This window comes from Sphaerospermopsis sp. LEGE 00249 (genome assembly GCF_014299995.1).
Lineage (GTDB): Bacteria > Cyanobacteriota > Cyanobacteriia > Cyanobacteriales > Nostocaceae > Sphaerospermopsis > Sphaerospermopsis kisseleviana.
Window position 1 is genome coordinate 50,197 of the sequence record NZ_JACJUZ010000021.1, and the last position, 18,659, is coordinate 68,855.

Genomic DNA, 18,659 nt, shown 5'->3' on the forward strand with positions numbered 1-18,659 from the left:
ATTTCGGGAAGGTTCTGTTATATTTAAATAGATGGAAATTCGCGGGCGTAGTTTAGTGGTAAAACTATAGCCTTCCAAGCTATTAATGCGGGTTCGATTCCCGCCGCCCGCTTTTGTTACTGTGTAAGGGTTTCACGGTTAAGTAAGTTGAAAGCACAAACTTTCTTAACTTACTTTGTTGTCTATTTTCAAAGATGAGGAGCTAAACCATAAGAATTAACAAATATAACAGGAGATAGTAAGGGTTCAGCATTGCTAAACCCCGACAAGGTTCAGGTATAAACAAACTGTGACACAACTACGATATTTAACCAAATCTACCACTAATGTAAGCTTTTGTATCTTCTTGTTGCGGATTGTTGAAAATTAATTCTGTTGGGGCGTATTCTACTAAATAGCCTGTACGTCCACCCTTTTCCGAAGTTTTAACATTAAAGAAAGCTGTTCTATCAGAAACCCGCGCAGCTTGTTGCATGTTGTGGGTAACAATCACAATCGTGTATTGTTCTTTAAGTTCGTGAATGAGTTCTTCAACCCGCAAAGTGGAAATAGGATCAAGTGCGGAACAAGGTTCATCCATGAGTATTACTTCTGGTTGCACTGCGATCGCTCTAGCAATACATAACCTTTGTTGTTGTCCACCGGAAAGAGACAAACCACTTTGGTTGAGTTTATCTTTTACTTCATCCCACAAAGCAGCTTGACGCAAACTCCGTTCTACCAATTCATCAATATTACCTCTGTAGCCGTTAATTCTCGCACCAAAAGCAATATTTTCTTTAATTGATTTAGGAAAGGGGTTTGGTCGTTGAAACACCATCCCGATGCGACGACGCACTTCTACTGGATCAATGTCAGATGCATACAAATTCTTATCATCAAAATAAACCTTGCCTTCTGCACGGAATGAGTCAATTAAATCATTCAGGCGATTATAGCAACGTAGTAATGTACTTTTACCACAACCAGAAGGACCGATAAAAGCAGTAACTTTATTTTTGGGAATATCCAACCAAATATTTTGTACAGCTAAGAAGTTACCGTAATAAATATTCAGGTTTTCTGTACGTAACACAACGTTAGCATCGTTGATTGTACTGGTGTTCATAGTCATAGATATTTTAGAGTTAGGTTGTAAAGTAGGCATAATGTTTATGAGCTTTTGTTAAGCTTTTTGCCTAGTTGCCCAGCGAGCGATAATACTTGTAATCAGAACCATCAACACCAAAATTAAAGAAGCTGCCCAAGCTAGAGACTGCCAATTTTGGAAGGGTGAAATAGCGAAGTTGTAAACTAAAACAGCTAGGGACGCGGTAGGTTTGAGTAAACCATCAGGCCAAAAAGAAGAAAAGAGTGCAGTAAACAATAATGGTGCTGTTTCTCCCGATGCTCTGGCGATCGCCAAAGTCGAACCAGTTACAATAGCTGGTAAAGCTGCTGGTACAACAACTTGTATAACTGTTTGAAAGTTAGTTGCGCCTAAACCCAAAGATGCTTGTCGTAAGTCCTGGGGGACAAGCTGTAAGGCTTCATCGGTTGTACGGACAATAATTGGCAACATTAAAATTGCTAAAGCAAACCCACCACCCAAAGCTGAGTAAGAGCCTAGATTGAGATTTGTCAATGTTAAAACCACAATCGAGTATGCAAAAACACCTGCAATAATTGAGGGAACACCACTCAAAACATTAGTAGCAAAGCGTACCCACCGAGCAATTTTACCATTACTAAATTCTGTTAAATAAATAGCTGCCAATACTCCTGTAGGAATACTGATGATAGCACCAATACCCACCATCAGCAAAGTTCCCAAAATAGCATTACCGAAACCACCGCCTTTTCTGAAAGGTGCTGGTGGTAGTTGGGTAAACACATCAAGACTGAGACTGCTGAATCCTTTAAACAATACATAAGAAAGTACAGCCAACAAAGGAAATAGCGCCAATGCTCCACATATAAACGCTACTACTGTCATCACCATGTTAAATAAAGTGCGGGGAGAAGTAGGGGAGCGAGTCAGGCTATTTTGGGGAAATAGAGAAGTCATTCTATTTTAGATTTTGGATTTTAGATTTTGGATTGACTCTACAAAAAGTCATTTTTGCTGGTATGTATAACTAGCAATCAGAAACCGAATTAGTATGAAAAAACGTGCATAATTTTAAATTTTCATCTGCACTTTTTCATGATCATTCTGATTGCTGCCGCAACTAAAATTTCTTAACTCGGAGAACAATAAACTCCGCCAGAATATTGACTAACAAGGTCAGTAAAAACAATACTAAAGCAGCGTACATCAAAGCCGAAACTTGCAGACCGCTGGCTTCAGAAAATTGATTTGCTAGTAGTGAAGAAATGGTATTAGAAGGAGCTAACAGAGAAATATTAATATTGTTAGAATTACCAATTAACATGGTGACAGCCATTGTTTCGCCCATTGCTCGGCCGAGTGCTAACATGACAGCACTGACAATACCGGAAAATGCCGCAGGAATGAGGACTTGAAAAATTGTTTCCCAACGAGTTGCACCCAGTCCTAAAGCTGCTTGACGTAAACTAGGGGGAAGGGAAATTAAAGCATCACGGGAGATAGCAGTGATAATTGGTAAAGTCATAATTGCTAAAATTACTCCTGCTGGTAACATCCCAGGTCCTGTAGGTGTAGAACTAAAAAATGGTATCCAACCTAAAGAACTGTGTAACCATTTACCCACATCATTTAAAATCGGGATTAAAACAAAAATTCCCCATACTCCATAGACAACACTAGGAATGGCAGCTAGTAATTCTACTAAAAATACTAAAACCAACCGCACCTGAGATGGGAGAAAATTCTCACTTAATAAAACCGCCGTACCCACGCCAATGGGTACAGATAACAACAAGCCAATAAAAGAACTCATCAGAGTTCCATAAATTGCTGGTAAAACTCCATAGTTATCATTAACTGGGTTCCAACTGCTTTGAACTAAAAAGCCCAACCCAAATTCTTGGATAGCAGGCCAAGCACTAGAAGCGACTTGCAACGCTATCCATAGGAGAATACCAGCGATCGCCAGAGCAAAAATCCTTGTCAACCAAATAAAGCCCCTATCTAGAGATTTATCAAGTTCCGAGCGTTGTTTAACAGCTAATGACAGATTCTGAAAATTTGTATTCATGAATACTGACTCTAGAAAGAAAATCGGAAAAAATGTGAGGGGAACCAAATAAAAGTCAAAAGTCACAAGTCAAATGCTTGCGGTGATAACCTTGGGGGTGGCTATAAATGAAATTATCATTTCGTTACCTTTTGGCATTTGATACTAAATAATCAGGGTTCCCAACTGATTGAGTAATTCAATGATTGATTATCTTGAGCATAGACGGAAGAGTGAAATTACTTACTCGCATTGGTGGAGTCACCAACAGCAATTTTATAATCAGGACTGATTTGATCAGCCGCAGCAGCTACTTTAGTAACCACATTTGCTGGTAAGGGAATATAACCTAGTTCATCAGACAGCTTTTGTCCATCAGTCAAAGCATACTCTATCGCTGCTTCCATTGCCTTCGCTTTGGCTGCATCAGGATACTTTTTATAAGCCAGAATCCAAGTATAACTGACAATGGGGTAAGAATCTGCACCTTCTGGATCAGAAATAAAGGCGCGGAGATTTTCTGGTAAAGTTACAGCTTCTAAGGTTTTAGATGTTGATTCCGCATTTGCAGTCACAAATTTACCACTTTTGTTTTCCAAAGCAGCAAATTTTAAATTGCTTTGTTTAGCGTAACCATATTCTATGTAACCAATAGCACCTTGAGTTTGTTGGATTTGGGCAGTTACACCTTCATTACCCTTACCACCAACGCCCACTGGCCATTTTACACTTTTTCCTTCACCAACTTTTTCTTTCCATTCTGGACTGATAGCACTGAGATGTTTTGTAAATACACCTGTAGTTCCACTACCATCAGCACGATGGATGACAGTTATGGGTTGGTTTGGTAACTTAGCATCAGGGTTAGCTTTGGCGATCGCTGGATCATTCCAGGTTTTGATTTTACCTAGTAGAATATCAGTATATACGGTTCGTGGTAGTTTCAGTTCAGGAACATCTGGCAGGTTATAAGCCAGGACAATGCTACCAGCAGTTACAGGCAGCATCATTACCCCTTTATCTGCTGGTATTTTGGCGATTTCCTCATCCTTCATGGCCACATCACTAGCACCAAAGTCTACAGTACCTTTGGTAAACTGTTCAACTCCAGCACCACTACCCACTGACTGATAGTTAACTTTTAAACTCGGATATTTTTTGTTCAATTCAGTAAACCAAGTTTGGTAAAGTGGAGCAGGAAAAGATGCACCAGCACCTGTCAATGTAACATCTCCACCTAAATCCAAATTTTTAGCAGGGGTAGTGGCAGCAGTATTTTGAGTATTACCTGAATTATCAGTGTTAGCAGTGTTGTTTGGGCTGGAATCTCCCCCACAAGCTGCTAAACCTAATGTCAGTGCTACTACGGAAATAGCAGTTTTGACGCGATTATTTTTAACAGAAATTTTGCGTAATAGCATTGCTGTCTAAATTTTGTAAATTGCCATAAGTAAGAGAAACGCCTCTAACATACCTCTAAATATTTAATCTCAGGTAAACAAAAGGTTAACAAACCACAAATTTTCTGTTTTCCTAATCAATTGTTGATGAAAAACTTACTCCTATAAATTCCTGCTACAAACAAATATTCTGACTTCTGACTTCTGACTTCTGACTCCTGACTCCTGAATTGATTGGTTACATTTGCGATTTTTACATATACTGGTGGTTGCTGTTAGTGTTACCTTTGGGCTATTCCCTATTGCCTGATCAATGTTTGCTGCTTCCAATCAATTATTATGGTCCATGATTGGCTTACTCCTGACAATGGGTGGCACGTTCCTAGAAGCCTATGGCACTACCTTACCTTGGAGTTGGAGTCAGCAAGGAATTAAAACCTTTTCTTTAGGTGTCAGCTATCAAGTTGGTGCAGTGCTGTTGGTAGGTTGTTTAGGAGGTAAAAATGCTGGTGCGCTTTCCCAGATTGCTTATCTAGTCATGGGATTAACATTATTGCCTGTATTTGCCGAAGGAGGTGGTATAGGATATGTTAAACTATCTCAGTTTGGCTATTTGCTCGGTTTTATTCCAGGAGCTTGGATTTGCGGATATTTTGCCTTTAAAGCCAGACCTCGTTTAGAAACCCTGGCTTTTAGTTGCCTTTGTGGTTTGTCAACGATCCACTTATGCGGTATTGCTTATTTAATGATCAGTTATCTTTTTCCCTGGAGAGGTGCAGAACATCTACCTTTAATGCAAGCAATCCTTAAATATTCCTGGTTTTCGCTCCCCGGTCAACTAGCTGTAGTCTGCGCTGTCACCATCATAGCTTATGTACTACGACATATCATGTTTTATTAATTAGGGCATTGGGCATTGGGAATAACGGTGAAATGACTAATAACTAATAACTAATAACTAATGACTCATGAGTCATGACTCATGACTAATTGACAAATTTACCATGCGTTTAAAAAATAGACTTTTTTGGATTGCTGCTTTCGTTGCTTTTGTGGTAGACCAATTAACAAAATTATGGGTAGTAAAAACCTTTGAGTTAGGAGAAACATTACCACTGCTACCAGGAATATTTCACTTTACATATCTCACCAACACAGGGGCTGCTTTTAGTATTTTAAGTGGTAAAGTAGAATGGTTGCGCTGGTTATCCTTGGGAGTGAGTTTAGTGTTGATGGCGATCGCATCCTGGGGACCAGTATTAAGTTTTTGGGAACAGTTAGGTTATGGTTTAATTTTAGGCGGAGCTATGGGTAATGGTATTGATAGATTTGCTTTAGGCTATGTCGTTGATTTTCTCGATTTTCGCCTCATCAACTTTGCAGTCTTTAATCTAGCTGATTCTTGTATTAGTATTGGTATTGTTTGCCTTTTAATTGCATCTTTCCAAAAAACACCAAATTCTCATCACAGAATACGATAACAATTGATAATTGATAATTGATAATTGATAATTGTCCATTGTCAATTTTCCCCATCCTCTCACGAACAAACCAGAGGTAAGCTGTTGTGCATTTAATTTGTATAAGTGGAACAGGCAAGATGCCTGTTCCACAAGAGTTCAGAATATTAGGATTATACAATTAAGCTGTTACACAGCTAAATTGTCAATTGTCCATTGTCAATTATTGAAATATCTCTATCGCCAATACCAGCGGTTTCTTGACATTGAAAAATCCGCTGTTTAGTGATAGAGACTATTTTTTGTTGATGCAAACTTGTAAAAAATCCCCTGATCGAACAAATAAATGTAGCGAGAGTTGTTCTTTAAGGAGTAGAAATTTGAGTTAAAAGATTCAGATTTAAGTACCAGAAGGGGCAGTTTGTTGTAAAATATTCACAGGAACTTGCTCTGGGCTAGAAAACTCTGTTACAGGAGAGCTTTCTGGAACAGGAGTCAATTGGTTGGAATTATCAGGACTTGGGTTAATTGGTGTAACTGGTACTGTGGTATTATCTACGTCGGTATTGCTCTCAATAAAATTAGTTTGTGGATTAGTTTGTGGATTAGTTTGTAGATTAGTTTCTGGTGATGAAACAGGACTCAGAAAATTCCTATCAAGTGGTATCCCACCTGGACAACGTGAGTTAAGCGGGAAACGTTGACAGAGAATTTTCATTCCTTCTGGTGACATCTTAATTTCCGCCGCTGTACCCATAGAGGAGTCACTTGATTCTACCAACAAAGATTCACTTGATTGAGCCATAGCAGCGTTACCAGTAAGCGCCAAAGTCATGGCAGTACCAATCAGGGTCAGAGATTTTCCCTTCATTCTGAAATTAACCTCAAGGTCAACGGAACACTGCGCTAATTAAATCAAACTCTTGATGGGACAAAATCAGCCTCAAGGAAGATGTAAAATTCCTTGAATAATGCTATGGGTCTTTGACAAAAGTAAAATTTAAATATTTTGTCAATTGAATAGAAGTTTTTAGGAATACACAGAGAAAGATTGTATTTGAACTTGTACCGCTGGCTTTATTGGATAAAATCAGGATTTTATGTCCAAGCAACTAATTTGTGATGTAGAAAGCAGTGACAAAAATTACAAGTTAATTTTACTTGCCAATCCATCAAAAGGTTTACTTGAATACCTTTAAATTCAGTACAGCCAATTTATTTTTGGCTTGTGAGTAAAATGGTGTAAGACTAGCATTAAAATTGCGATCCGTACGATTCTGTCTTCACCAACAGCCGTGATGTGATATAGCCGATGAGTTCCCCGCAACCGCCGCAAAAGCCACAAACCTTACTTGGTCAACTGACGCAAGCAGTAAATACAATTCAAGCCAGGGTAGATTTTTCCAAACTGGCGCTCAAGCCGAATGCCAAAGTACCGGAAATCTGGGTGCAGGATGCGGGAGCGGACAAAGCGGAAATATATCCCCTATTGGGCGATCGCTATATACTTGGTCGCAGTTCCAAATCCTGCGATATCGTCGTCCGTAACCCAGTAGTCAGCCAGATTCACCTGTCCCTATCGCGTGATTCCAGCCAAAGAACAACGGTTTTCACCATCAAAGATGAAAACTCCACCAATGGCATTTATATTGGCAAGCGCAGAGTCACATCCCTAGAACTGCGTCATGGTGACGTTTTCACCTTGGGACCCCCAGAACTTGCAGCTTCAGTGCGTTTGCAATATTTTGATCCGCCCCCCTGGTATATCAAAGCAGGAACATGGGCATTTTATGGTGTTGGGAGTGTCAGCGCCTTATTTGCCCTAGCTATTGGCTTAGAATGGACAAAATTTTCCATTAGACCCCTACCTACAGCCACCAGCGCCCCGGTAGTAATTTATGCCCGTGATGGATCCACACCACTACGAGAACCACGGAACATAGCTCACGTAGACTTAAAACAGTTATCAGAATTTGGTCCTTATTTACCTGCTGCAGTAGTCGCTTCTGAAGATAGTCGTTATTACTGGCACTTTGGAGTTGATCCTTTAGGGATTTTGCGAGCCGTATTAATCAATAGTCGTAGCGGTGACGTACAACAGGGAGCCAGTACAGTTACTCAACAACTTGCCCGCAGTTTATTCCGCGATTATGTAGGTAGACAAGATTCCTTGGGGCGGAAAGTGCGTGAAGCTATTGTCTCCCTGAAGTTAGAAACCTTTTACAGCAAAGATGAAATTTTACTGACTTACCTAAACAGAGTATTTTTAGGTGCTGATACTTCGGGTTTTGAAGATGCGGCTAAATATTACTTTGAAAAATCAGCTAAAGAATTAACATTAGCAGAAGCAGCGACCCTAGTAGCAATTTTACCTGCACCCAACGCCTTCAATTTTTGTGGAGATGGTCCAAGAAAACTGGACGCAGCAGATTACCGCAATCGTGTAATTAGGCGGATGCTGGACATGGGCAAAATTAGCGTCGAAGATGCCAACCGTGCCAGACGTTCTACAGTGCAAGTTAGTCCTAAAGTTTGCGAAAGACAAGCTCAGACAATAGCCCCTTACTTTTATAATTACGTCTTTCAAGAACTGGAATCAATATTAGGAGAAGGAGCAGCAAGAGAAGGTAACTATATCATCGAAACCCAGTTAGATCCAGCAATGCAAGCCCAAGCAGAATCAGCTCTGCGAAATTCAGTGAGTAACGCCGGGGCCAACTTGCGATTTTCCCAGGGTTCGCTTGTTACCCTAGATGCGAAAACTGGCAGCATCTTAGCAATGGTAGGGGGGACTGATTACAAAAAAAGCCAATTTAATCGGGCGGTACAAGCTCAAAGACAACCTGGTTCTACCTTCAAAATTTTTGCTTACGCTGCTGCTTTAGAGCAGGGAATACCAACATCTAGAACTTATTCTTGCGCTGCTTTGCCCTGGCAAGGCTTTACTTACAGACCCTGCCGCTCTGGTGGTGGTAGTTTAGATGTAGCCACAAGTTTGGCACTCTCAGAAAATCCCATTGCTTTAAGAATTGCCAGAGAAGTAGGATTAAATAAAGTTGTAGAAATGGCGCAGCGTTTAGGAGTCAAATCCTCACTGGAAGCTGTTCCTGGTTTAGTCTTGGGTCAAAGTGTAGTTAACGTTTTGGAGATGACCGGCGCTTTTGGTGCTATTAGTAATCGTGGTGTATGGAATCGTCCCCATGCTATTAGCAGAATTTTAGACAGCAGCGATTGTGAAGATCGCAATGATTTAAAGACCTGCCGTGTTATCTATTCCTACGACCAGGATCGAGACAGTAATAAGCGAGTGCTAAAAACAAGTATCGCCAATACAATGACTGATATGATGCAGAGGGTAGTTTCCAGTGGTACTGGTCGTGGTGCATCCATTGGACTGGGAGAAGAAGCGGGTAAAACCGGAACAACAGATAAAAACGTTGACTTATGGTTTATTGGTTTTATTCCCAGTCGGCAACTTGTAACTGGCATTTGGCTAGGAAATGACAACAATTCCCCCACATCTGGTAGCAGTGGTCAAGCTGCCCAGTTATGGGGGAATTATATGCGGAAAATCGCTAAATAAATGGGTAATTGGTAATTGGTAAAAAAGGGAACAGGGAACAGGGAACAGGGAACAGGGAACAGAAAGAAGGCAATAGGCAATAGACAAAAGTTAATATTCTCCTCCTGCTTTCTTACCCAGTCACCAGTCACCAGTCACCAGTCACCAGTTACCTGTATCCCTCCCAGGGAGTGACTTCAAGAGTGCCGTTAGATTTGAAGACTACCTGGAAATGGGCAAGAGGTTCTTTATTGTTGGGAGCAGCTTGATTTGAACCGTAGACAGATTGAAACATTTGTGGTAAAGGTGTTTCTCGAAAATAGTCAAAGGCGACTTGATTAAGTGGTTCATAGTCAGCGATGACACCAATTTTGTTAACGGCTACCCGATATCTCAATTCTCTGTTAAAGGTAGGTGTAACACTCCAGTTTTGGCGAATTGTATTATAAAGCTTTTGATTTAAGTCTTTGAGTGTACTAGAATCAGTGATTTTTTCACCGATGACATCTGGTGTTCTGGTATATCCCAACCAAGGACTAATTTCTAACACACCTTGTCTGGTAAAAACTACTCGAAATTGAGCAATGGGTTCATTGGTGACAGTGCGGTTAGCAGGATTGTAGAGTAATTTTGGCAGTGGAGTTTTTTCTATTGCATCATTGGCATTTTTGTTAACAGCTTTATAACCAACAATACTTCCATCACCAGCTACACCCAAGCGATAAACTAAATCTTCTGTAATTTCCGAACGATTCTCCCAGACAGGATGAATTTGGTTATACACTTGGCGATTCAATGCCCGTAGCTGGGAGGGGTCAGTAATTTCTGGAACTGTATTTAGAAGTGCTTCTAAATCTTTGATAATAGGTGTGGCTGAGGCTGTAGGTGATGCTTCACTGGTAGGTGTAGGTGATGCTTCACCTGTAGGTGTAGGTGAGGCTGTGGGTATTGCTGTGCTGGTTTGTTCTTCTTGCTTCGGTTCTGGTGGACGTACCTGGGGAGGAGGAATTAAGCTAAAGGCTACCGCTGCTACTGCTAAACTGGATATTCCTACAGTTGCTGGTACTGCTTGTTTTAATAAAGCTTGACTAGTACCCCCATAGCGTCTAGTGACTGGTTGTAGTTCTAGTGTTAACTCTGGTAAGGTTTGGGTATCAGCAAAAAACTGATCTACAGCTTCGACTAAATCAAACAACTGTACAGTATTCAAATCAACTTGAATAGGTGATTGTTGAACTGCGTTTGATTGAGATTGCACACCATCACCTGTAATTTCTGAATGTACAATTAACTTGTGTCTGTTGCTATCAATTTTTTGTAACTCGACTAACTCTGAGTCACCGTTGTGTGCTTGAGGGTTGGGGACATTACTTAAAAATTCTTGAGCATAGGCGCTTACCGCTCTGACTAAGTTTTCAAAAAATTCTCGCCCTCCGGTTATAGGCTGACTATAACTAGATAAATAGCATTCTGCATTCACCAATATAGATAATTCTGGACGCAGTTCTTGAAATTGGGTGGTAGGGGCGACATCACTTAACCCTTCTAAGAGCAGCGTGCAATTAGGTAAACTGTACTTACGTTGAATATTCATTCTACTTTACTCTACTTCACCGTCAAAAAGAGAAATCCAGAAACGCTGCATTCCAGCTGTACCTGTGCAGAATAGTAATTTTGCTAATAAGTCTATAGCCAGTTCATCTAATTTCTCGTCTGAGTTTAATGTTAGTAAAATAGAACGTCTGGCATTCATCCGACTTTTAAAATGCGCTCTAAACCGTTCTAGGTAATTAGCTAGTCGTAAATTTTGCTCTAGTGGAATCTGCTTTTCTGATAATTGCTGATATATCATTAGCATCTGTCGGATAACTACTGTTAACCTCCGCGCTATGTAGCAAGCAATTACTACTAAAGCTTTTGCTTCCATGATGGTGAGGGGACGGCGGTTATGCGCTCTTCTTAAAGGGTTAGAAGCACGCATTCTCCATAGATTTACTCGGTTTTTGACAATTCCTGTTAGGTCTAGTTCTTGGGCAAAAGCGAGGATGGCTTCAGAACCACCCAATTCTAAAGCTTCAATTGCCAGTAACATCAAGTCTATTTGTAATGTGGTTCTGCGGGGACAGCCCTTGGGTCCTATGGCTGGATCTGGTAATGTGTCCAGTATCATCGGCATGGACTCAGGAGTTGGATCATTCAATGACTTTACGCTTGCGGAGACATTCATGCTCTAAAATACCTTGTGTTATGCCAACAGACTGAGTGAGATGAATAAAACAACATTAAACACTATTTAAGATAGATAGCTAAACCAGAACTCAGGTTTTGTGGTTATGGATAAGCATCTCAATATATACAATACTTACTCTTGTTATACCAAGATTCCCGTATATTCTAATGAAACTTTTAAAGCATCAGTTTACTAACCTACCTAGTTTAACGGTACAAATACATCTCTAGCTTGGGTTAAATTCTTAGTTATTGTCAATGATTGACGAAACTTACAGCAATAATCTCCAAGAGATGAGATTATAGTGTACGATTTTTCAGGGGATTGGTGACTGGTGACTGGGAAAATACAAATAATTTCTCCCTGCTTCCCTATTCCCTATTTTCTATTCCCTGTTACTACTGAATAATATGGATTTAAAATCTCTGATTCGTGACATACCAGATTTTCCTAAGCCTGGAATTGTATTTCGAGATATTACAACTCTACTGCGTAATCCAGAGGGTTTGCGATACACTATTGACTTTTTAGCACAAAAATGTATTGAACTGGAAATCCCAGTTGATTGCATTGTGGGTATGGAATCACGGGGTTTCATTTTTGGCGCACCTCTGGCTTATAAATTGGGATCTGGTTTTATTCCGGTTCGCAAAAAAGGCAAGTTACCCGCAGCAGTTCACAGAATTGATTATCAACTAGAGTATGGTACAGATTGCTTGGAGGTACATCAGGATGCTTTACATCCAGGTAGCAGGGTTTTGATTGTAGATGATTTAATTGCTACGGGTGGAACTGCAAGTGCAACAGCTACTTTGGTACAGAAGATAGGCTGTGAACTTGTGGGTTTTGGGTTTATCATCGAGCTACGGGATTTGCAAGGACGCAAGTATTTACCAGATGTACCAATTATTTCTTTGGTTGAATATTAGGTGATTGGTGACTGGTGATTGGTGACTGGTGATTGGGTAGAATTAACTTATGACTAATGACTAATGACTAATGACTAACAACTAATGACTAATACAAAAATTGCTTTAGAAACTGGTCGAGATTGGCTGATTAAGCTAGTCAAAGATGAAACTTTTATTTATGTGATAAAACGGCTGCTACAGGCTTTGTTAACTATTTTTCTAGCTTCTGCATTATCGTTTTTTGTGATGAAATTGTCTCCAGGTGATTATGTAGATACGCTGAGACAAAACCCGAAGATTTCACCAGAACGGATTGAAGAAATTAGACAACAGTTTGGTTTAGATAAGTCTTGGCCTCAACAGTTTTGGTTGTGGTTGAGGCAAATTGTTATTCAGGGTGATTTTGGGACGAGTTTTGTTTATCAACGTTCTGTTTCTTCTTTGTTGTGGGAGAGAGTACCTGCGACTTTGTTGTTAGCGATCGCTTCTTTATTTATAACTTGGGCGATCGCTATTCCTCTGGGTATCCTCGCTGCGGTTAAACAAAATCGTCCCACGGACAAGATTTTACAGGTTTTAAGTTACGCTGGTCAGGGTTTTCCTAGTTTTATCACTGCCTTATTTCTATTATTCTTTGCCCAAGTCACTACCCCCTTATTTCCTGTGGGCAATATGACTAGCATTGATCACGCTGAACTAACATGGTTCGGAAAAATATTAGATATTGGTTGGCACGCGATTTTACCTTTAATTGCGTTAAGTATTACCAGTTTTGCTGGTTTACAAAGAATTATGCGTGGTCAATTATTGGATGTATTGCGGCAAGATTATATTCAAACTGCCCGTGCTAAAGGACTACCAGAAAACCGTGTTATTTATGTTCATGCTTTGCGGAATGCTATTAACCCTTTAATTACTTTGTTAGGGTTTGAATTAGCAAGTTTATTAAGTGGTGCATTTATTACAGAAAATTTCTTTAACTGGCCTGGTTTGGGTAAGTTAACTTTACAAGCTGTTTTGGCAAAAGATCAATATTTAGTTATGGCCAGTTTAGTGATGAGTGCGGTTTTATTGATTCTAGGAAATTTAATTGCTGATTTAATGTTAAAAGCTGCTGATCCAAGAATTAAATTAGAGGATTTAAATTAGTCAGGAGTCAGGAGTCGTAGGGGCGAAGCATTCGGAAAATAGGCTTTTCATAAAATTGATAATTGATCGCCCGAATGCTTCGCCCGTAAAGGAGTCAGGAGTCATTAGTTAATTCTACCCAATCACCAATCACCAATCACCAATATTATGCTTTCTCAGGTTTATTATATTATTCGGTCAAAAACAGATGGTAAATATATCACTGCAAAAATTGATGATGATAAATCAGGATATTTATTATTATTCAAAGAAGATTTTGAAGCACTCAGTTATTTAAATGCTCATGCTGCTGATTTAGCAAATCGTTTGGCGGTAGAATCTATTGCTGGTACACAAGTAGGAAGTTTATTAAAACGTTGGGATTTTGCTGGTGTGGGAGTAGTTAATGATCCTTTATTGCCGAAAATTGAGTTTTTACAACATAATTGAATAAGGACAATTCGTGAATTGTCCCTACTTTTAAAAATGTCTAATTAATCTTGATATGGGTTGTCTATTTTATCCACAAATACATTAGCAGATAACGGTAAACGACCAGGATTTAAACGGGGTTCGGCTGCATAACCGACGGGTACAACCACTGCAATACCTATATCTGGGTTATTCTCTGCACCAATCACGGCTTTAACTTTATCTTCAATCCAACCATTCATAAAACAGGTAGATAAACCCAAACTTTCCGCAGCTAATACTAAATTTGTAGCAGCTATCATGGCATCTTTAATAGCATATTCCCGACGCTTATCTCCTAAAGCTTCTTGAAATTGGGGAATAGCATTTCTAAAATAATTAACTGTTCCCTCATTCCAAGCGCCGGTGTTTAATCCTTGTTCTAAAATGGGTGTTAAATCTTGTTCACCAGCAGTTGCATCAGCAGCAAATACAAAGGTTACAGGTGCTTGAATAATTTGTTTTTGATTCCAAGATGCTTCACATAATGCAGCTTTTTGGGTTTCATCTTGAATTAAAACTATTCTCCAAGATTGGGTGTTAAAACTGCTGGGTGCTGCTACGGTTAATTCTACCAGTTGTTTAAGCATTTCTGGGGAAATGGGATCTGGTTTAAAGGTTTTGATAGAACGACGTTGTAATATAGCTGTAGGTACGTCTAATGCTTGGATTTGAGTTGTAGAAGTCATTTGATTTTAGATTTTAGATTTTGGATTTTTGATTTTGGAATTATGTCCTGTGCTTAGGGTAACGCTTTTTTGTACGGAGTTCAAATAGTAGGTTACAGGGTACAGGTGACAGGTGACAGTAACAAGAAAGAATTTTATTGTCTAAATTGCAAATAGGATAAAATGTGATTATAATTACTGCTATAATTACCCACCTGCATCTATGAGTCAGTGTCTCAACCCCGACTGTCTACAGCAAAACCCATCAGGGACTATTTTCTGTCAACGTTGTGGCAGTAAAATGATTTTGGGTGACAGATATCGCGCTGTACGTTTTATTGGTGAAGGTGGTTTTGGGAGAACTTTTCAAGCAGTAGATGAACATCGTTTAGATACTCCCTGTGTGATCAAGCAATTTTTACCCCAACAGTCGGGAAGTGCTGCTTTAGAAAAAGCGACAGAGTTGTTTAAACAGGAAGCTGTTAGACTGCGAGATTTAGGGAAACATTCACAAATTCCTGATTTATTGGCTTTCTTTCAACAGGAAGGAAGATTATATTTAATTCAAGAATTTATTGACGGTGAAAATTTGCTGGATGAGTTAACAAGAAAAGGTAAATTCAGCGAATCGGAAGTTAAACAGGTATTAATTGAATTATTGCCAGTTTTACAATTTATTCATGATAATAATGTAATTCATCGAGATATTAAACCAGAGAATATTATTAGATGTTCGCAAAATTGTAAGTTATTTTTAATTGATTTTGGTGTTTCTAAAGAAGTTGGTGGAAGTCTATTAACTAGAGTGGGAACTATTACCGGAACACCGGGTTATGCACCACCGGAACAATTTCGCGGGATGGTTTATCCTAATAGTGATATTTATAGTTTAGCTGTTACTTGTATTCGGTTATTGACGGGACATTTACAAAAAGCTGATGGTTCGGATTTATTATTTGATTCCATGAGGATGCAGTGGGTATGGAAACAATATGTTTCTGTCAGTAAGGATTTGGAAACAGTTTTAGATAAGATGTTACAGGATTTACCGATTAATCGGGTTCAGTCTGCAAATGAGGTTTTATTAGAATTAGAAAAGCAGAAATTTAACAAACCGCCAAAATTACCAGTTTCTTCTATTTCTTCCCAGCCAGTTTCACAATTTATTTCTTCACAACCAGGACTGTCTTTTACCCAAAACGAACATTTAGGAAATGGTGTAATTTTAGAAATGGTAGAAATACCTGGAGGAACATTCCTCATGGGTTCACCAAACGGGGAAGGAGATGATAGAGAAAAACCTCAGCATCAAGTTGCCGTTAGACCATTTTATATGGGGAAATACCCTGTTACTCAAGCACAATGGGAAAAAGTAGCACGTTTACCAAGAGTAAAAATTGATTTAAACCCCAAACCCTCACATTTCAAAGGTGCAAATCTTCCAGTTGAAAGAGTATCATGGCATGATGCACAGGAATTTTGTACTAGACTAAGCAAACATACAGGTAAAATATATCGCTTGCCCAGTGAAGCAGAATGGGAGTATGCTTGTAGAGCTAAAATCACAACTCCCTACTATTTTGGTGAAAGTATTACTACTGATTTAGTAAATTATGCTCAATTTATATTCGGAAAAACCACAAATGTAGGAAAATTTCCTGCTAATTCCTTTGGTTTGTATGATATGCACGGGAATGTATGGGAGTGGTGTGAAGATGGCTGGCATGAAAATTATAGAAATGCGCCTATTTGGCCTAATGATAGTATTCCTTGGATTAGTAACAATAATTTCCATGTAATGCGCGGTGGTTCATGGGGTAGTGACGCTGAATCTTGCCGTTCTGCGTATCGTCACTACAGCGACCAATGGGACAGGTATTATGAGTACGGTTTTCGTTTAGCTAGTAGCTAGTAGGTTGGGTTGACGCAAGGAAACCCAACATTTCCCATAATTATAATTGTCAGAATCAGGATATCCAGGATTTAAGGATTTTCAGGATTTAATTTTCAGTGAAAACCTGAGAAGGGATGAAACAGAAACCATCCTCCTTTTACTCTCTGCGTCTCTACGTGAGATAAAATCTTATTTGTCTGAATCAGGATATCCAGAATTTAAGGATTTTCAGGATGTAATTGAAAGTTTGATTTTGAGGATGTGAGGGGTTTTCGATGTTACATAAATAATGATGTAGATAATTTTTAAAAGATGCAATTTTTCGATGATTTTGAATTATCTGATAAATTATCAAATAAAAATCCTGTTAATCCTCAAATCCGGGACATCTTGATTCTGACAATTTATGCCCATGTTATGATTATCTATGAAAGTCTTTGGGAGTTTTACCCATGAATAATCTTAATGTCGTCACTCTACCCGATAATTTATATAAGGAACTGCAAAAACTAGCTGAAGCTGAAAATGATTCTATAGAATCTCAAGTTGTCGCACTATTACAAAATGCTTTACAGACAAGAAGACAACAAGTAGAACTACAAAACCGTGAAAACGTGCTAAAAGTCCTAGAAGAAAGTCGTTTACGTCGTGAACAACTTCCTAAAGATGTTCAATGGCCAGATAGTACAGAAATGATTAGAGAAGATAGAAACAGATGACTACTACTATTAAATACGTATTAGATGTCAGTGTGTGCATCAAACAATTTATTCCTGATCCATTATCTCCTAAAGTAGATCAGATTTTGACTTATATTGCCTATCCTCAATATCAGTTCTTTGTTCCTGATCTATTTTACATTGAGAGTGCTAATGTTTTATGTAAGTACGTTCGTGCTGGTATTTATCCATCTGATAAAGTTTCCGCAGATTTAGCTACTCTGAAAAACTTACAATTACAAGTTGTTTCCACAGCAAACTTGATGGATGATGCAGTTAATATTGCCTTAAATTACAATATTTCTGCTTATGATGCTTCTTATGTTGCACTTTCACAACACGAGAATGCTACTTTGTTAACACTAGATAAAAAGTTAGTCAAGGCTTTAGCCATTTCATCCTATAATATTTGTTTGTTTAACGAGTTTCAAATTCCACCTTTACCACATCACGGGTAGAGGTTGGTTTGACGCAAGGAAACCCAACATTTACTCTAATTATAATTGTTAAAATCAGGATAACCAGGATTTAAAGATTTTTAGGATTGAGTTGTTAAAAAGACGTTATATATGTGCGACACAGATTTCCATTATATTAGTATATGTCAAGCCTGAGGATTTTGTCAAGTGTTTTGGGTGAAAAAATTTTGCGGGGATGAGGATTTTTAGATGTTGATTTTTGGGGATGTGGGAAAGAGATAAAATATTAAATTGTCAAAATCAGGATTTACAGGATTTAAGGATTTACAGGATATTATTGAAAGTTCTATTTTGGGGATGTGAGGATTTTTTCGATGTTATATAAATCATTTTTTGACTTTTTAATTTTGACTTTTGACTTCTCGAAGGGTGTCCTGGTTATCCTAATTTAGACAAAACGATATAAATACGATATCATTATATAAACATAATTACAAAAATTCAGACATCATAAAAAATGGCTGTAACAGCAGAAGTGTTGAATGTTAAGAAATCTGTGATAAAAATAGCCCAAAATATATTAAAATTTGAGCAAGCTATATCAAAATATTGATTTGATCATGATTATAAATTCATTTCCCAAGATTGTCAAAGACA

The 18,659-nt window shown here is 38.7% G+C and carries 17 protein-coding genes and 1 tRNA gene; 10 read left to right on the forward strand and 8 right to left on the reverse strand.

Going from position 1 to position 18,659, the window contains the following annotated elements; translation table 11 throughout:
• Positions 1-41 precede the first annotated feature (41 nt).
• Positions 42-112: transfer RNA gene (locus H5968_RS09655), tRNA-Gly, on the forward strand.
• A gap of 195 nt (positions 113-307) precedes the next feature.
• Here H5968_RS09655 and pstB read toward each other — a convergent pair.
• From pstB to pstS, 4 genes are all read right to left on the reverse strand, one after another.
• Positions 308-1,114: a phosphate ABC transporter ATP-binding protein PstB gene (gene pstB, locus H5968_RS09660; RefSeq protein ID WP_096572654.1), complete on the reverse strand. Its 807-nt coding sequence runs from the start codon at positions 1,112-1,114 to the stop codon at positions 308-310.
• Positions 1,115-1,165: 51 nt separating this feature from the next.
• On the reverse strand, positions 1,166-2,047 hold the full coding sequence (gene pstA / locus H5968_RS09665) for a phosphate ABC transporter permease PstA (RefSeq protein WP_187039779.1): 882 nt from the start codon (positions 2,045-2,047) through the stop codon (positions 1,166-1,168).
• 163 nt (positions 2,048-2,210) lie between these two features.
• A complete protein-coding gene (pstC, locus tag H5968_RS09670; protein WP_187039780.1) occupies positions 2,211-3,161 on the reverse strand; it encodes a phosphate ABC transporter permease subunit PstC in 951 nt (316 codons plus the stop codon).
• Between the two features lie 218 nt (positions 3,162-3,379).
• Positions 3,380-4,561 (reverse strand): phosphate ABC transporter substrate-binding protein PstS, encoded by a 1,182-nt coding sequence (gene pstS / locus H5968_RS09675; protein WP_187039781.1) that lies wholly within the window; start codon positions 4,559-4,561, stop codon positions 3,380-3,382.
• 292 nt (positions 4,562-4,853) lie between these two features.
• Here pstS and H5968_RS09680 point away from each other — a divergent pair, with 292 nt between their 5' ends.
• Together H5968_RS09680 and lspA are read left to right on the forward strand one after the other, a co-directional pair.
• Positions 4,854-5,441, forward strand: coding sequence for a biotin transporter BioY (locus tag H5968_RS09680; protein ID WP_096567475.1), 588 nt, complete (start codon positions 4,854-4,856; stop codon positions 5,439-5,441).
• A gap of 103 nt (positions 5,442-5,544) precedes the next feature.
• The gene (gene lspA / locus H5968_RS09685) at positions 5,545-6,021 is read left to right on the forward strand and encodes a signal peptidase II (RefSeq protein ID WP_137666328.1); all 477 of its coding nucleotides are present in this window, start codon (positions 5,545-5,547) and stop codon (positions 6,019-6,021) included.
• Positions 6,022-6,400: 379 nt separating this feature from the next.
• Here lspA and H5968_RS09690 read toward each other — a convergent pair whose 3' ends face one another.
• Complete coding sequence (locus tag H5968_RS09690) at positions 6,401-6,871, reverse strand: hypothetical protein (RefSeq protein ID WP_187039782.1); 471 nt, start codon at positions 6,869-6,871, stop codon at positions 6,401-6,403.
• 441 nt (positions 6,872-7,312) lie between these two features.
• Here H5968_RS09690 and H5968_RS09695 point away from each other — a divergent pair, with 441 nt between their 5' ends.
• Positions 7,313-9,583, forward strand: a complete 2,271-nt coding sequence (locus H5968_RS09695; protein ID WP_187039783.1) for a transglycosylase domain-containing protein — start codon at positions 7,313-7,315, stop codon at positions 9,581-9,583.
• Positions 9,584-9,731: 148 nt separating this feature from the next.
• On the opposite strand, the gene H5968_RS09700 is transcribed toward H5968_RS09695, so the two are convergent.
• Positions 9,732-11,156 carry a DUF4335 domain-containing protein gene (locus tag H5968_RS09700; protein WP_187039784.1) on the reverse strand — a complete coding sequence of 475 codons (1,425 nt, stop codon included), beginning with the start codon at positions 11,154-11,156 and terminating at the stop codon, positions 9,732-9,734.
• Between the two features lie 6 nt (positions 11,157-11,162).
• Positions 11,163-11,789 carry a DUF3038 domain-containing protein gene (locus H5968_RS09705; RefSeq protein ID WP_187039785.1) on the reverse strand — a complete coding sequence of 209 codons (627 nt, stop codon included), beginning with the start codon at positions 11,787-11,789 and terminating at the stop codon, positions 11,163-11,165.
• A 413-nt stretch (positions 11,790-12,202) separates the two neighbouring features.
• Here H5968_RS09705 and H5968_RS09710 point away from each other — a divergent pair, with 413 nt between their 5' ends.
• From H5968_RS09710 to H5968_RS09720, 3 genes are all read left to right on the forward strand, one after another.
• Positions 12,203-12,721, forward strand: coding sequence for an adenine phosphoribosyltransferase (locus H5968_RS09710; protein ID WP_187039786.1), 519 nt, complete (start codon positions 12,203-12,205; stop codon positions 12,719-12,721).
• Between the two features lie 84 nt (positions 12,722-12,805).
• Positions 12,806-13,852 carry an ABC transporter permease gene (locus H5968_RS09715; RefSeq protein WP_187039787.1) on the forward strand — a complete coding sequence of 349 codons (1,047 nt, stop codon included), beginning with the start codon at positions 12,806-12,808 and terminating at the stop codon, positions 13,850-13,852.
• Between the two features lie 147 nt (positions 13,853-13,999).
• A complete protein-coding gene (locus tag H5968_RS09720) occupies positions 14,000-14,281 on the forward strand; it encodes a hypothetical protein (protein WP_187039788.1) in 282 nt (93 codons plus the stop codon).
• Positions 14,282-14,325: 44 nt separating this feature from the next.
• On the opposite strand, the gene H5968_RS09725 is transcribed toward H5968_RS09720, so the two are convergent.
• On the reverse strand, positions 14,326-14,991 hold the full coding sequence (locus H5968_RS09725; RefSeq protein ID WP_187039789.1) for a nitroreductase family protein: 666 nt from the start codon (positions 14,989-14,991) through the stop codon (positions 14,326-14,328).
• Between the two features lie 202 nt (positions 14,992-15,193).
• Between H5968_RS09725 and H5968_RS09730 the strand changes: the two genes are divergently transcribed.
• The 3 genes from H5968_RS09730 to H5968_RS09740 all read left to right on the forward strand — a co-directional run bounded on the left by H5968_RS09730 (position 15,194) and on the right by H5968_RS09740 (position 18,041).
• A complete protein-coding gene (locus H5968_RS09730) occupies positions 15,194-16,882 on the forward strand; it encodes a bifunctional serine/threonine-protein kinase/formylglycine-generating enzyme family protein (RefSeq protein ID WP_187039790.1) in 1,689 nt (562 codons plus the stop codon).
• A 434-nt stretch (positions 16,883-17,316) separates the two neighbouring features.
• Entirely contained in the window at positions 17,317-17,583 is a 267-nt protein-coding gene (locus H5968_RS09735; RefSeq protein ID WP_187039791.1) for a hypothetical protein, read from the forward strand.
• Positions 17,580-18,041, forward strand: coding sequence for a type II toxin-antitoxin system VapC family toxin (locus H5968_RS09740; protein ID WP_187039792.1), 462 nt, complete (start codon positions 17,580-17,582; stop codon positions 18,039-18,041). Before H5968_RS09735 ends, H5968_RS09740 begins: the two co-directional genes overlap by 4 nt.
• The last annotated feature ends 618 nt before the right edge of the window (positions 18,042-18,659 follow it).

Bases quoted from the DNA above. Each gene is read 5' to 3' on its own strand.
- pstB (WP_096572654.1), bottom strand. From the start codon at position 1,114: ATGACTATGAACACCAGTACAATCAACGATGCTAACGTTGTGTTACGT.
- pstA (WP_187039779.1), bottom strand. From the start codon at position 2,047: ATGACTTCTCTATTTCCCCAAAATAGCCTGACTCGCTCCCCTACTTCT.
- pstC (WP_187039780.1), bottom strand. From the start codon at position 3,161: ATGAATACAAATTTTCAGAATCTGTCATTAGCTGTTAAACAACGCTCG.
- pstS (WP_187039781.1), bottom strand. From the start codon at position 4,561: ATGCTATTACGCAAAATTTCTGTTAAAAATAATCGCGTCAAAACTGCT.
- H5968_RS09680 (WP_096567475.1), top strand. From the start codon at position 4,854: ATGTTTGCTGCTTCCAATCAATTATTATGGTCCATGATTGGCTTACTC.
- lspA (WP_137666328.1), top strand. From the start codon at position 5,545: ATGCGTTTAAAAAATAGACTTTTTTGGATTGCTGCTTTCGTTGCTTTT.
- H5968_RS09690 (WP_187039782.1), bottom strand. From the start codon at position 6,871: ATGAAGGGAAAATCTCTGACCCTGATTGGTACTGCCATGACTTTGGCG.
- H5968_RS09695 (WP_187039783.1), top strand. From the start codon at position 7,313: ATGAGTTCCCCGCAACCGCCGCAAAAGCCACAAACCTTACTTGGTCAA.
- H5968_RS09700 (WP_187039784.1), bottom strand. From the start codon at position 11,156: ATGAATATTCAACGTAAGTACAGTTTACCTAATTGCACGCTGCTCTTA.
- H5968_RS09705 (WP_187039785.1), bottom strand. From the start codon at position 11,789: ATGAATGTCTCCGCAAGCGTAAAGTCATTGAATGATCCAACTCCTGAG.
- H5968_RS09710 (WP_187039786.1), top strand. From the start codon at position 12,203: ATGGATTTAAAATCTCTGATTCGTGACATACCAGATTTTCCTAAGCCT.
- H5968_RS09715 (WP_187039787.1), top strand. From the start codon at position 12,806: ATGACTAATACAAAAATTGCTTTAGAAACTGGTCGAGATTGGCTGATT.
- H5968_RS09720 (WP_187039788.1), top strand. From the start codon at position 14,000: ATGCTTTCTCAGGTTTATTATATTATTCGGTCAAAAACAGATGGTAAA.
- H5968_RS09725 (WP_187039789.1), bottom strand. From the start codon at position 14,991: ATGACTTCTACAACTCAAATCCAAGCATTAGACGTACCTACAGCTATA.
- H5968_RS09730 (WP_187039790.1), top strand. From the start codon at position 15,194: ATGAGTCAGTGTCTCAACCCCGACTGTCTACAGCAAAACCCATCAGGG.
- H5968_RS09735 (WP_187039791.1), top strand. From the start codon at position 17,317: ATGAATAATCTTAATGTCGTCACTCTACCCGATAATTTATATAAGGAA.
- H5968_RS09740 (WP_187039792.1), top strand. From the start codon at position 17,580: ATGACTACTACTATTAAATACGTATTAGATGTCAGTGTGTGCATCAAA.